Consider the following 13510-nt stretch of genomic DNA (forward strand, 5'->3'; position numbering starts at 1 on the left):
GTAAAATTTAAAGGTGAAAATATATTATATTAATTTTTATACTTTTCTTTTTAAATTATTAATTGCTCCCGTCATCAAATATCCCACACCCTGTTGCATGTCTTCATTAAATTAATTACAGTCGAATGCAATTTCATCCGGCTGCATTTTATGATATAAGCCAAACAGTCTATCCTCTGATTGCGCCATTCGTAATCGCTGTAAAATTCTGATGCCTGCTTTTTATTGTGTTGGAATATTACTGCGTCTATCAAAATGCAAATCACAGAGTATATAATATCCAAAAAAGAAAGGAAAGCAACTACATACGGAAAATAATAATAACGTCTTTGAATTATTTCCTGCTTTACATGTATTGCAGAAAAATAATAATTGGCATAGTAGGTAAGAATTAATATTGCAGAATTAAAATGAAAAATTGTTGTCAGATATATATTATAATTCAGATTTATTAACCAAAAAACAAATAAATATATTACTGCATTACCAATAAAATCTGTGGGGAAATTGAAACACAAAATAGCAGAATATTTTCCATAATAGCCCATACAATACAAAGTGGAATATAATGCAATTAAGGAGAGACACATTAAATAAATTCGGAAGATGATATTGAGAATTTTATCTCCTTCATTTATAAAAAATAATCCGGCTGCATGGAGGAATCCCTGAAAGCATGCCACTATAGAAATTTGATTCAGTATGCTCTGAAACGATATCACCTATCAAATGTAGTACAATTCGAATCAAGAAATCCTATCAAATCCAGTAAATGGAATCAATGCTTTTGGAATGTTTATTCCATGTGCATCCTGATTGTTTTCTAAAAGTGCTGCAAGTATTCTTGGCAATGCCAAAGCACTTCCATTTAATGTATGTACCAATTGATTTTTTCCTGATTTAGAATCTTTGTATCTGCATCGCATTCTATTGGCTTGAAAGGATTCAAAATTTGAAACTGAACTCACTTCCAACCATCTTTCTTGTGCTGCAGAATACACTTCGAAATCGTAAGTAATTGCAGAAGCAAAGCCCATATCACCGCCACATAATCGCAATATCCGATAAGGTAATTGAAGCGCTTGCACTATTGATTCAACATAGTCCACCATAACATCTAATGTAGCAGAAGAACGATCAGGATGTTCAAGATGTACTATTTCCACTTTATCAAATTGATGTAGTCTGTTTAACCCTTTCACATCTTTACCATAAGATCCAGCTTCTCGACGAAAGCATGGTGTATATGCAGTTAGCTTAATCGGCAAATCTTCTTCTTTTAAAATTACATCTCTGTAAATATTAGTCAATGGAACTTCTGCTGTTGGAATCATATAGTATTTATCCGCAGGCATAAAATACATCTGTCCTTCTTTATCCGGAAGCTGACCAGTTCCATAACCCGAATCTTCATTCACCATTAATGGAGGCATGATTTCCGTGTATCCGGATTTTTCTCCTTTATCCAGAAAAAATGCAATTAAAGCTCGTTGCAATTTTGCGCCTTTACCAATATAAACAGGAAAGCCTGCTCCGGTTAATTTATTTCCTAATTCAAAATCTATGATATTATACTTCGCAGCTAATTCCCAATGGGGCAATGGATTTTCGTTAAACACCGGGACATTGCCGCCCTGTCTCACTACGATATTATCTTCAGCATCCTTTCCTTCGGGAACAATTGTCTGCGGCAAATTGGGAATGGTAATTAATAATTCACGAATTGATTCCGCAATCGTATCATGTTGTGTTTGAAAAGTGGCAATTAATTCTTTTAATTCTGCTGTTTTAGATTTCGCCAATTCAGCATCTTCTTTTTTCCCTTGAGCAATCAATTTCCCAATCTCTTTCGAAGTGCTGTTCATTTCGGCTAATGCATTGTCTAATGATACCTGAGTCTTTCTTCTATCTTCATCCAATTGCAATACATTATTAATTAATACGGGTTCACGATTGCGTTTTTTAAGTCTGCTCTTCGCTTCATCGGTATTATTGCGCAGGTAATTAATATCAAGCATGTTCTCTGTTTATCAGCAAATATACAAGGTTAGCCATTCTTGGGTGATTACAGAACTCTTACTGGATACAGGTTTTAAATAAAATTTTTTTTTTTCACAAATCCTTTTTAACCTTGCATCAGATTCAAACTCTCAAGAGAGGCATTCTTCATAAATTTCGCTTCTCCTGTTTTTAAAACCAACACTTACTTATATTCTTAATTTCTTATTCTAACGTGTAACTCATTTTCTTATGTACGACATATTGCAGTTAAACGACATGCTCGTTCCTGAATTAAAGGAGATAGCAGAATCGCTTTCCATTAAAGACCCCAAAAAACTTCACAAACAAGATCTTATTTACCAAATTCTGGATGCACAAGCAATGACAAATAAATCAGACAAAAACGAGCCTACCCCTCATAAAGAGGATAAAAAAATTCTCCGCCCAAGAAAGAAAAAAGAATCTACTCCTGTAGTAGATGAAATGGCAGAAGAACTTTCAAGAGAAGAACCTGAAATAATTCAATCTCAAGATCTGCAACCTGTTGAATTAAAAGAAGAATACAATTCGGAAAATCAACAAGTAAATGAGGAGGTAAAAGAACAACCCGAAGAGCAAGTTCAAAATAAATATCCCAATAGAGATTTCAATCAGCAAAAACGCAGAGAACGTTTTAATATTGATTTAGAAGGTGCTGTTCCCGGCGAAGGCGTATTGGAATTGATGTCGGATGGTTATGGTTTTTTACGCAGTGCAGATTACAATTATCTCACATCCCCAGATGATGTGTATGTGAGCCCATCGCAAATAAAATTATTCGGTTTAAAAACCGGTGATTGGGTTCAAGGAACAATCAGGCCTCCGAAAGAAGGTGAAAAATATTTTGCTTTATTAAAAGTGGAAACCATTAATGGTCGCAACCCACAGGCAGTTAGAGATAGAGTTCCGTTTGATTACCTTACTCCTTTATTCCCTGAAGAAAAATTAAACCTGGTACATGATACTAGTGATTATAGTACTCGTATAGTAGATTTATTTTCTCCTATCGGAAAAGGCCAAAGAGGAATGATAGTAGCACAACCGAAAACCGGTAAAACTATGCTGCTTAAATCTATCGCAAATGCGATAGCCAAAAATCATCCGGAAGTGTATTTAATTGTATTGCTGATTGACGAACGTCCGGAAGAAGTTACAGATATGGAAAGAAGTGTGAATGCAGAAGTAATTGCTTCCACTTTTGATGAGCCCGCAGATAAACATGTACGTGTTTCTACAATAGTGCTTCAAAAAGCAAAACGCTTAGTGGAATGTGGTCAAGATGTAGTTATTCTATTGGACTCAATTACACGACTTGCAAGAGCACACAATACAGTTTCTCCCGCATCCGGAAAAGTTTTATCCGGTGGTGTAGAAGCAAATGCACTACATAAACCAAAACAATTTTTTGGTGCTGCAAGAAATATTGAAAATGGTGGTTCATTAACCATAATTGCAACTGCTTTAATTGATACAGGATCAAAAATGGATGAAGTGATTTTTGAAGAGTTTAAAGGAACCGGTAATATGGAACTTCAATTAGATCGCAAATTATCTAACAGACGCATTTACCCTGCTATAGATCTTATCGCATCCGGTACAAGAAGAGAAGATTTATTACATGAAAAAGAAGTGTTGCAAAGGCTTTGGATTTTGCGCAAGCATCTTGCTGATATGAATACTGAAGAAGCGATGAACTTCCTACTTCAAAATATGAGAGGAACCAAGAGCAATGAAGAGTTTCTTATTTCAATGAATAGTTAACCGTGTTGATTAATTTTACAAAAAATATTTAATGAAAAAATTATTATTCATTTCAATTGCTGTGCTGCTTTTACAATTTCAAGGTTCAGCTCAATCCTTTGGTTTATTTGGCGGTGGAGGTTACACCTTTGGTGATGATTTCGATACTGAATTTGGCTACGGTAGAGTGAATGAATCAGGACATTGGAATACAGGTCTTATTTTCAATGTCAATGAAGCTTATGGCATAAAGCTCTCTTTTCAGCAACAACCTACTACCGGAAAACTTTATGATTATATATATGGTACGGGTTCGGGGGATGTGAATGTATCCTATATCATGGCTGCCGGGCAACGGTATTTACCATTCAGTGATGTAGCTAAAGGATTCTTTGGGATTGAATTAGGTATGGCAATTTTCGGATCGCCGGAATCAAGTCAAGATGTCGAAAAATTTGCATGGGGTGCTGGTCTGGGTGTTGAATTAAATCCTTCTCCTGTTATAGGCATTCGCATCGGCGGACAAATGTTAGTTCCTGTTCAAGCATTCGGCGGTGGCTTTTATGTTGGAACAGGTGGCTCCGGAGCAGGAGTTTCCACTTTTAGCACATTATGGCAATTTGGCTTTAATGGTGCCTTAGTAATTTATCTTTCTGAATTGGCAAACAGATAATTGTAAGCAAATTCAATATTAATAATTGTTGATATTTTGTTCATAGCGGTTATATAATTATCTTTGCCGTCCAAAATTTTAAGTAGAAAATGAAACCTACATTTAATCCATCCAAAAGGAAAAGAGTAAATAAGCACGGATTCCGTACACGTATGAGTAGTAAAGATGGCCGTGCAATTATTGCTCGCCGCCGCCGTAAAGGTCGTAAGAAGCTTACAGTTTCTGATGAGCGTACACTCAGACGTTTCCACGTTTAATTACAGGGGTGAAATGACACCCGTCAGAAAATATACTTTGCAAAAAGCGGAAAGGCTTTCAAGCAAAAAAGAAATTGCCCTGCTATTTAAGGCGGGGCAAAATTTTTTTATAGCACCATTGCAAGTAATATACTTACACAACCAAAATTTATCTGAGAATTTATTACAAGCAGCCTTTACAGTAAGCAAACGCAAAATGCCACTTGCCGTAAACCGAAATCGGATAAAACGATTAATGCGGGAAGCTTATCGTTTAAATAACTCGGAGTTAAAAGCGTTACTTCTGGAAAAGAAAATTCCACTGTCTGTTGTATTTATTTATACTGGAAATAACCTAACAACTTTTAACGAGATAGAAAATAAATTCAAGTTAGTTTTAAAGCGTTTACATGCAACTTTTAGCAGCGATAAATAAGGCAATTAGTTTCGTGCTAATTTTATTAGTAAAATTTTATCAATATGCTATTTCGCCCTTTTTGCCAAACAGTTGCAGATACACACCCACATGTTCACATTATATGATTGAAGCAATTAAAAAATATGGTTTCATTAAAGGAGGATGGCTAGGATTAAAAAGATTGAGTTCTTGTCATCCTTGGGGTGGCCATGGCCATGATCCTGTTCCTTAAATAATTTGTAAAAAGAAAATTATAAGATGCTTACACAATTAAAAAAAAGAGTTGTAATTATTTCAGTGGCGATCTCCGCTACAATAATTTTAAGTGCTGCTGCAGTTAAAGTAGATCTGTTTGAAGTTTCTAAAAACATCGACATTTTTACAACTATCTACAAAGAATTAAATACTTACTATGTAGATGAAATAGATCCGAACACACTTATGCGCACCGGAATTGATGCGATGCTGGAATCACTGGATCCATATACTAATTATATTTCGGAAGCAGAACTGGAAGGATATAAATTTCAGGTAACAGGAAATTATGGTGGCATCGGTGCAACGATTCGTCCGGTGGATGGTAAAATAACTGTGATAGATACACATGAGGGATTTCCTGCATTTAATGCCGGATTGCGACCCGGATTTATAATTACAGAAATTGACGGAAAAGCAACTAACGGAAAAAATAATGAGGAAATCAGTGAGTTTCTTCGAGGCTCACCAGGATCTACTGTTTCTATCAAATACACAAAACCATTCGATGATCAAGAATATCAAAGCACAATTGTTCGTGAAGAAATAAAAATGGAAAATGTGCCATACTATGGAATGGTAACAGAAAATATCGGTTATATCATACTTACTCAATTCACTGAAAACTCTGGTCGCAATGTGGAGAGTGCATTACGAATGCTGAAACAAGATCATCCCGAATTGAGTGGTGTTATTTTAGATTTACGGGGCAATCCGGGTGGCTTATTGCGTGAGGCTGTAAATGTATCCAATGTGTTTGTAGATAAAGGAGTTGAGATAGTGAGTACAAAAGGAAAAGTAACAGAATGGGATAAAGTATTTACATCACTGAATGCACCGCTTGATAAAACTATTCCACTTGTTGTACTTACAAGTAGATCCTCTGCTTCGGCTTCAGAAATTGTGGCGGGTGTTATTCAGGATTATGATCGTGGTATAGTTGTAGGTCAAAAATCTTATGGTAAAGGATTAGTACAAACCACCAGAGATATTTCCTATAAAACAAAACTGAAACTCACTACTGCAAAATATTATATACCAAGCGGCCGATGTATTCAAGCTATTGATTATGCGCATCGCAATGAAGATGGCAGTCTTGGAAAAATGCCTGATTCATTAAAAACCGCTTTTAAAACTGCGTCCGGAAGAGTGGTGTATGATGGTGGTGGAATTGATCCCGATATCACTGTGCCTACTGAAACATATAAAGACATTACCATCAGTTTAATTACAAAAGATATCATTTTCAATTATGCTACCTTATTCCAATATGAGCACCCGGAAATTACTGATGCTAGAAATTTTTCTTTGACAGATGCACAATACGAAGACTTCGTAAAATACCTTGCAGATAAAGATTATGATTATGTAACCGAGACTGAATTACAATTATCGGAGTTTGAAGCAAGTGCTGTGGAAGATCAATATTTCGATGCAATAAAAAGTGATATTGATAATTTAAAAACACTGATTCATCACAATAAAGAAACAGACTTGTATAAATTTAAAAATGAAATTTTGTATGAGCTGAATAAAGAAATTGTAGGTAGATATTATCAAGATGTAGGTCGCATAGAATTATCTTTTAATTACGATCCGGATATTCAGGAAGCAGTGCGTGTGCTTAATGAACTCGAGAGATATGAAGCGTTATTAAAACCATCTAAATAATAAAAAGTTATAAAATCAATTTTTAATAATTTAAAATGAGAAAGTATTTATTTGCACTTGTCCCCTTATTATTAATTCTTTCAAGTGTATTTGCACAGGACAAAACAGTAATTGAGCTTAAAGAACACATTACCTATTTGTCAGATGATAAATTGGAAGGAAGACTTACAGGAAGCAAAGGTGAAATGATGGCTGCGGAATATATTGCAGCAGATTTTAAAGCATTGGGATTAACACCTTTTGGTGATAACAAAACATATATACAAAGCTTTACTTTTTCTGCAGGTAAAGAAGCGACAAAAAATAATTTTATAACTGTTGGCAACAAGCAAATAGATTATCCGGAAGTATATCCTCTTGTATTATCCGGAACTGCAAATATTTCCGCAGAAGTGATTGATTTGGATTATGGTATTTCAGCAGATTCAATTGACTATAATGATTACTCCGGAAAAAATGTGAAAGGTAAAATTGTATTGGTAAAATTATCTTCTCCGGAGGGCTATCATCCGCACACAAAATTTTATCCGTATGCAGATGAAAGAAGTAAAGTAAATGCAGCAATTGAAAATGGCGCTGCCGGAATTATTTTTTATAATGTGGATAGCAATTATGAAACTCCACGAATGGATTACACCATGAAAACTTCTGCTGTATCCATTCCCGCAATGTATGTAACTGAATCTATTGCTGAAAAAATTATTGCAGAAAAAAAACCGGTTACGTTAGAAACTGAATTATTAGATATTGAAAAAACCGGTCATAATATTTTAGGCTTTATTGATAATCATGCAAAAGAAACTATTGTAATTGGTGCGCACTATGATCATTTAGGTTATAATGAAATGGGTGGTTCTTTATATCGTGGCAAACCTGCTATTCATAACGGCGCAGATGATAATGCAAGTGGTACTGCAATGATTATGGAACTTGCGGAAGCATTGCAATTACTCTCTTATAAAAACAATAATTATTTATTCATTGCATTCTCAGGAGAAGAATTGGGTTTGTATGGTTCTAAATATTCTGCTTCCAGCAAAGCGCTTGAACCATTGGATATAAATTACATGCTGAACTTTGATATGGTCGGCAGATTAGATGAAGAAAATAATCTGATAATAAATGGTGTGGGTACTTCACCTGCATTTGCAAACCTGGATACAATAAATAATAATCGTTTTGTTTTAAAAACTACAGAGTCCGGTGTTGGACCATCCGATCATACTTCTTTTTATTTAAAAGATATTCCTGTGTTGCATTTTTTTACAGGAACACACAGTGATTATCATAAACCATCGGATGATGAGGATAAAATTAATTATGATGGTATAGAATTAATTCAAAATTATGTGATTGATATTATTGCTAATTACAATGCAAAAGGTAAAATAGAATTTATGAAAACAAAAGAAGACAGCAATGAAAATGCACCGAGATTCACAGTGACTTTAGGTGTAATTCCCGATTATATTTTTGAAGGAAAAGGAATGCGTATTGATGCAGTTACGGAAGACAGACCTGCAGCAAAAGCAGGATTACTTGCCGGTGATATTGTCGTGAAATTAGGTCCGGTGGAAGTAGTGGATATGATGAGTTATATGAAAGCGCTGAGTATGTTTGAAAAAGGTGATGCTACAACAGTGCATGTAATGCGAGGCGAAGAGAATATGGAATTTAAAGTGCAATTCTGATTGGCTGTAATTCTGCATATTGAAACCAGTACTCCTGTGTGTTCTGTTGCACTTTCAAACACTGGAATTTTATGGGATCAACAAAACAGTGATGATGTAAATGATCATGCTGCACAACTTGCCGTTATCACGAAAAATCTTTTGGATAACAATTCTTTTTCTATAAAAAATTTAAATGCAGTTTCAGTAAGTGCCGGTCCGGGATCTTATACAGGATTGCGCATCGGTGCTTCATTTGCAAAAGGAATTTGTCATGCTTTACAAATTCCGTTTATCGCAGTAAATTCTTTACAGGCAATGGCATCCGGTGCATCAGAAAATTTTAATAATCCTGCATTATTATTTGCTCCATTAATTGATGCAAGACGCATGGAAGTTTATACTGCAATATATAATTCCAATCTTGAATGCATCCGTAATCCTGAAGCAGTGATTATGAACAGCAATGATTTTATTTCTTATTTAGAAACAAATGAAATTCTATTCTTTGGTAGCGGTGTAAATAAAATCAAACATGTATTGGAGCATCCAAACAGTACATTCCTGAATAATTTTCAATTGATGGCTAATCATCAGATAGGTATTTCTACTGCTATGTTTTCAAATAAACTATTCAGTGATATTGCGGAATTTGAACCAGAGTATATCAAAACATTTTCAGGTATTGCAAGGCATTCTTTTGACATTTGAAATATTTAACTATTAGTTTTTATATTTTAGTTGTACATTAGGTTTAGATTTTCAATTATGCCCTCTTATCCAAACGTAAAACTTATAAATGCACCTAACGAAGCTGAGGTTAAATTAGATTATAATTCATACCGCCGCACAGTAATAATTCTGCGTGCAGTAAATCATAAACTACGTCAACAAATAATTCGCTTATTAGATGATAATAAAGAAATGACAGTTACGGAAGTTTATATAAAAATGCGCATGGAACAATCGGTAGCTTCACAACATCTTGCTTTTTTACGTAAAGCCGGTGTGGTAAGTACAAATAGAAAAGGGAAGTATATTTTTTATAGTTTGAATTATGATCGCTTGAAAGAAATTGCACAAATGACTGAAGAATTAATTGACTGATGGCTAAAGGTGCAGATTATATTATACAAGGAACTTTGCAACAAAGCACTCTGGAAAAAGCTGCCTCATTAATGCGGGCAATTGCGCATCCGTTGCGTTTAAAAATAATAGTGTTGTTAGATAAAAATAAAACTGCCAATGTCAATAAAATTTATAAACTACTCAACACAGAACAATCTATTGTTTCGCAACATTTAAAAATTATGCGCAATGCAGATCTTGTGAATACAAAACGTGATGGAAAATTTATTCATTACTCTGTTAACTACACAACTATTCAACAGATAAATACAGTGTTAGAAAAATACCGCACTAAATAATTTATAAGCCGTGTTGTGCTGAAATCTCCAACATTCTTTCAATTGGTTTTCTTGCTTTTTCAATGATATCCGCAGACAATATAATTTCAGGTAATTCATACTTCATTGCTACATAAAGTTTCTCCAAAGTATTGCGCTTCATGTGCGGACAATTATTACAAGCACAACTATTATCGGGTGGTGCAGGAATAAATGTTTTATGCGGTGATGCTTTTTCCATTTGATGAATAATACCTGGCTCGGTGGCAACAATAAATGATTGCGCTGAATCTGTTTGCGAATATTTTAACAAGCCTGTTGTGCTTCCGATAAAATCTGCTTGATTTAGAATTGCTTCTTCACATTCAGGATGTGCTATCAATTTTGCTGTTGGATTTTCTTGTTTTAATTTATTAATTCTTTCTAAAGAAAATATTTCATGCACCATACATGTGCCGTTCCACAATACCATTTCTCTTCCTGTTTTTTTCTGAATATATGCTCCCAAATTTCTATCGGGTGCAAATATGATCGGTGTTTCTTTTGGAACACTCTCTACAATTTTCACGGCATTGGTACTTGTACAAATAATATCGCATAATGCTTTTACACCTGCAGTACAATTAATATAACTGATTACAACATGCCCCGGATGTGCATCTATAAACCGTTTAAATAATTGTGGAGGACAACTATCAGCCAGCGAACAACCTGCATTAGAATCAGGCATAATCACTTTTTTGGTGGGATTTAAAATCTTTGCTGTCTCTGCCATAAAATGTACTCCTGCAAATACTATGATATCAGCACTGGTTTTTTCTGCTTGCTGCGCTAAACCCAAACTATCACCAATATAATCGGCTACATCCTGAATATCACTTTCCTGATAGTAATGCGCCAGAATAATCATATTCTTTTCTTTCTTCAATTTATTTATTTCGGCCACTAAATCCAAAGTGGGATCCGGTTCAAAATCAATAAAGCCTTTGCGATCTAATTTTGCAAAATCCACATTTAAGTTATCCTCACTATTCATTACGATCTTCTTTTTTTAATTAAAAATATAATCATCATCAGCACTGTGTATTTGTTCGAAAAAATATTTCTGTTTTCTTGTGCATCATTTAATCCCCAATCATTTGTTCTTTACCCACAGTAGATTCACAATTACTTCTCAATAAAACTACACTTATTCTGCTTTGTTCACACCCTGTGTATTCACTATGCACAGCATAACTTTTCGTTATATATTATTTTTTCAAAGTTAATTCATGGTGCATCAATGATGGGTTTATAACATTCTGTTTTCTAAAATCATCTATTTGAATTACACAAGCCATCTTTTCATTTTCTTATCTACACACATTTGTCACTTGTACACCGCTCAACATCACTTGATAACATAAAGTGCATTTTATCTAATTCTTTCACTTTTCGTAGAAATGCATTTCTTCAATATGTGTCCTCACCACTTCGGGCACTAAGTATCTCACGGACTTTTTCTCCTTTAAAGCCTGACGAATATAGGAGCTGGAAATAAATATCTGCGGCACTTCAAAAAAATGGATATCACCGCTATAAGGAATGTTTTTAATTTCAAATTCAGGCCTTGTATAAATATAGAATGTGAAATTTTTAAGCAGCAATTCATAATTCTTCCACTTGTCAATACTCGCCAGATTATCAGAGCCCATTATCAGCACAAATTTGTTGTCAGGATATTTCTCTTGCAAATGGGTAAGCGTATCAATTGTATAAGAGGGTTTTGGTAAATGAAATTCAATATTAGAAGCCTGTAATTTGTAATTATCCTCAACCGCAATATTGCACATATACAAACGATGTTTTTCGTCCAGCAATGTTGCTTTATCTTTTAGTGGATTTTGCGGAGAAACTATTAACCACACTTGATCTAATGCGCAGTTATTTGCAAAATAATCGGCGATAATAAGATGGCCTGTATGTATAGGATTAAAAGAGCCGAAAAATAAACCAATAGTCATTTTGATTAATTTGAAAGTGTTGGAAATAATTAAATGTTGCTATAAATAAGGTTATTGATTCCTGACGAAAAAATTTCCTAAACAACAATAATCAAATATAATTAAGATAACCTCAGAAGGGAAAGATTGTTTTCAAAAAAACCTTAACAATTACTTAACTTCTTATATGTGCTGAAACAAAACTTTTAAAATAAGGTGTTGTTAATAGCAATGTAGAGCTTATAGTAAATAGTTTTCTAAGTAGTGATTGTTTTAATAGGTGCCGGGGGCTTTTCTCAAACTGCTCCCGGTTTTTTTATTTTAATACAATTAGTTTTTTTACTTCAACTACCCGATTATCCATTACCACATTTACCAGATACATTCCACTTTCTAAATTATTTATTGAGTAAGAGAAATTGTTAATTCCTGTATTCAATATTTCCTGTTTTGTTTCTAATACTGTTGCACCTTTAGTATCCTTCACAATTAAATACATCGGATATGCTTGTTCTGCTTGAATAGCAATTTGCATTGTATTGCTTACCGGATTTTGCAGAGTAATATCAGCATGCAACAAATTTTCCTGAATTGAAACCGGAGCAGGTAATAATGTATCCTGATAAATTACCTGAGTAACTGTTTCAAATCCTAACAGTGCTTGTGTATTTATTTGTAAAACAGGAATTCCCATATCCGGACTAAGCCATCTGTATTCATGAGAAGTATATGAAATTGGAATTTCAAAACCGGAATATTCAAACACATCACTCACTGCAATTTCGCAATGCAAACGCACGGTTTCAAATTCACCGAATGGTGTAATTACAGTTCCCCATCCATCCGCATCACAAGTGCGTTCTTTTTCTTCTGCCCAGGAGCCATAACCAGGAATGCCGAAAGTGAAACTGGAATTGCTGTTATAATCACTTCCATACGTTATTGGAAATTCATAGACTTTATCCGGCGAATCATAAGCTGCGGGTAATGGAATTCCTTCCACTGTTCCTGCAAAACCTTTTATTGCAAGTTCAGAACCCGAGCGATTATAAAAATTAAAAATATCTTCTATTGAAAATAAATCAGATGAGATTACTTGTGCGGATTCTTCGGCGATGTTTGAAACAAACCATAATAGAAAATAAGCAACATTAGTTTCGGTAGGCTCCAACCACACCACAGAATCTTGTGTGACTGGTGTAAGAAAATTATAATTCCAAACAATATTTTCTCCTGTATAATCTAAAGAATAATCTTCCAGTGGATTTCCATTACTCACCACATAAATATCTCCGGCATCTGCAATATCATCTACGGTTAAAGTAATCGCTGTTTGCGCAAATAATATTGAACTCAGGAAACAAGCATAAATAAATAGAGAAAAGATTTTTTTCATATTGCAATTAATTATTGACATCA

General features: G+C 34.4%; 15 protein-coding genes. 10 read left to right on the forward strand and 5 right to left on the reverse strand.

Annotation, left to right across the window (positions count from 1 at the left end):
* Positions 1-74: 74 nt before the first annotated feature.
* Together IPN31_14560 and serS are read right to left on the reverse strand one after the other, a co-directional pair.
* A complete protein-coding gene (locus IPN31_14560) occupies positions 75-683 on the reverse strand; it encodes a hypothetical protein (GenBank protein MBK8683099.1) in 609 nt (202 codons plus the stop codon).
* A 63-nt stretch (positions 684-746) separates the two neighbouring features.
* Positions 747-2018, reverse strand: a complete 1272-nt coding sequence (serS, locus tag IPN31_14565) for a serine--tRNA ligase (GenBank protein ID MBK8683100.1) — start codon at positions 2016-2018, stop codon at positions 747-749.
* A 232-nt stretch (positions 2019-2250) separates the two neighbouring features.
* On the opposite strand from serS, the gene rho reads away from it, so the two are divergent.
* The 10 genes from rho (at position 2251) to IPN31_14615 (ending at position 10130) form a co-directional block, all read left to right on the forward strand.
* Positions 2251-3801: a transcription termination factor Rho gene (rho, locus tag IPN31_14570; GenBank protein ID MBK8683101.1), complete on the forward strand. Its 1551-nt coding sequence runs from the start codon at positions 2251-2253 to the stop codon at positions 3799-3801.
* Positions 3802-3832: 31 nt separating this feature from the next.
* Complete coding sequence (locus IPN31_14575) at positions 3833-4453, forward strand: hypothetical protein (GenBank protein MBK8683102.1); 621 nt, start codon at positions 3833-3835, stop codon at positions 4451-4453.
* A gap of 89 nt (positions 4454-4542) precedes the next feature.
* Positions 4543-4710, forward strand: a complete 168-nt coding sequence (gene rpmH, locus IPN31_14580) for a 50S ribosomal protein L34 (protein ID MBK8683103.1) — start codon at positions 4543-4545, stop codon at positions 4708-4710.
* 37 nt (positions 4711-4747) lie between these two features.
* Positions 4748-5125 carry a ribonuclease P protein component gene (gene rnpA / locus IPN31_14585; GenBank protein MBK8683104.1) on the forward strand — a complete coding sequence of 126 codons (378 nt, stop codon included), beginning with the start codon at positions 4748-4750 and terminating at the stop codon, positions 5123-5125.
* Positions 5100-5339 (forward strand): membrane protein insertion efficiency factor YidD, encoded by a 240-nt coding sequence (gene yidD, locus IPN31_14590; GenBank protein MBK8683105.1) that lies wholly within the window; start codon positions 5100-5102, stop codon positions 5337-5339. Before rnpA ends, yidD begins: the two co-directional genes overlap by 26 nt.
* A 26-nt stretch (positions 5340-5365) precedes the next feature.
* A complete protein-coding gene (locus tag IPN31_14595; GenBank protein ID MBK8683106.1) occupies positions 5366-7033 on the forward strand; it encodes a S41 family peptidase in 1668 nt (555 codons plus the stop codon).
* A 626-nt stretch (positions 7034-7659) separates the two neighbouring features.
* Positions 7660-8724, forward strand: coding sequence for a M28 family peptidase (locus tag IPN31_14600; protein MBK8683107.1), 1065 nt, complete (start codon positions 7660-7662; stop codon positions 8722-8724).
* Positions 8725-9414 carry a tRNA (adenosine(37)-N6)-threonylcarbamoyltransferase complex dimerization subunit type 1 TsaB gene (tsaB, locus tag IPN31_14605; protein ID MBK8683108.1) on the forward strand — a complete coding sequence of 230 codons (690 nt, stop codon included), beginning with the start codon at positions 8725-8727 and terminating at the stop codon, positions 9412-9414.
* 57 nt (positions 9415-9471) lie between these two features.
* The gene (locus tag IPN31_14610; GenBank protein ID MBK8683109.1) at positions 9472-9810 is read left to right on the forward strand and encodes a helix-turn-helix transcriptional regulator; all 339 of its coding nucleotides are present in this window, start codon (positions 9472-9474) and stop codon (positions 9808-9810) included.
* Complete coding sequence (locus tag IPN31_14615; GenBank protein MBK8683110.1) at positions 9810-10130, forward strand: helix-turn-helix transcriptional regulator; 321 nt, start codon at positions 9810-9812, stop codon at positions 10128-10130. Before IPN31_14610 ends, IPN31_14615 begins: the two co-directional genes overlap by 1 nt.
* A 1-nt stretch (position 10131) precedes the next feature.
* Here the strand turns inward: IPN31_14615 and nadA are convergent, their stop codons facing one another.
* From nadA to IPN31_14630, 3 genes are all read right to left on the reverse strand, one after another.
* Positions 10132-11145, reverse strand: a complete 1014-nt coding sequence (nadA, locus tag IPN31_14620; protein ID MBK8683111.1) for a quinolinate synthase NadA — start codon at positions 11143-11145, stop codon at positions 10132-10134.
* Between the two features lie 391 nt (positions 11146-11536).
* Entirely contained in the window at positions 11537-12112 is a 576-nt protein-coding gene (locus IPN31_14625; protein ID MBK8683112.1) for a nicotinate-nucleotide adenylyltransferase, read from the reverse strand.
* 295 nt (positions 12113-12407) lie between these two features.
* Positions 12408-13487 carry a hypothetical protein gene (locus tag IPN31_14630; GenBank protein MBK8683113.1) on the reverse strand — a complete coding sequence of 360 codons (1080 nt, stop codon included), beginning with the start codon at positions 13485-13487 and terminating at the stop codon, positions 12408-12410.
* Positions 13488-13510: the final 23 nt, after the last annotated feature.

This window comes from Bacteroidota bacterium, from assembly GCA_016715425.1.
GTDB lineage: Bacteria > Bacteroidota > Bacteroidia > Chitinophagales > BACL12 > JADKAC01.

Bases quoted from the DNA above. Each gene is read 5' to 3' on its own strand.
- nadA (MBK8683111.1), bottom strand. From the start codon at position 11,145: ATGAATAGTGAGGATAACTTAAATGTGGATTTTGCAAAATTAGATCGC.
- serS (MBK8683100.1), bottom strand. From the start codon at position 2,018: ATGCTTGATATTAATTACCTGCGCAATAATACCGATGAAGCGAAGAGC.
- yidD (MBK8683105.1), top strand. From the start codon at position 5,100: ATGCAACTTTTAGCAGCGATAAATAAGGCAATTAGTTTCGTGCTAATT.
- IPN31_14615 (MBK8683110.1), top strand. From the start codon at position 9,810: ATGGCTAAAGGTGCAGATTATATTATACAAGGAACTTTGCAACAAAGC.
- IPN31_14600 (MBK8683107.1), top strand. From the start codon at position 7,660: ATGGATTACACCATGAAAACTTCTGCTGTATCCATTCCCGCAATGTAT.
- IPN31_14625 (MBK8683112.1), bottom strand. From the start codon at position 12,112: ATGACTATTGGTTTATTTTTCGGCTCTTTTAATCCTATACATACAGGC.
- IPN31_14575 (MBK8683102.1), top strand. From the start codon at position 3,833: ATGAAAAAATTATTATTCATTTCAATTGCTGTGCTGCTTTTACAATTT.
- IPN31_14595 (MBK8683106.1), top strand. From the start codon at position 5,366: ATGCTTACACAATTAAAAAAAAGAGTTGTAATTATTTCAGTGGCGATC.
- rho (MBK8683101.1), top strand. From the start codon at position 2,251: ATGTACGACATATTGCAGTTAAACGACATGCTCGTTCCTGAATTAAAG.
- IPN31_14630 (MBK8683113.1), bottom strand. From the start codon at position 13,487: ATGAAAAAAATCTTTTCTCTATTTATTTATGCTTGTTTCCTGAGTTCA.
- IPN31_14610 (MBK8683109.1), top strand. From the start codon at position 9,472: ATGCCCTCTTATCCAAACGTAAAACTTATAAATGCACCTAACGAAGCT.
- rpmH (MBK8683103.1), top strand. From the start codon at position 4,543: ATGAAACCTACATTTAATCCATCCAAAAGGAAAAGAGTAAATAAGCAC.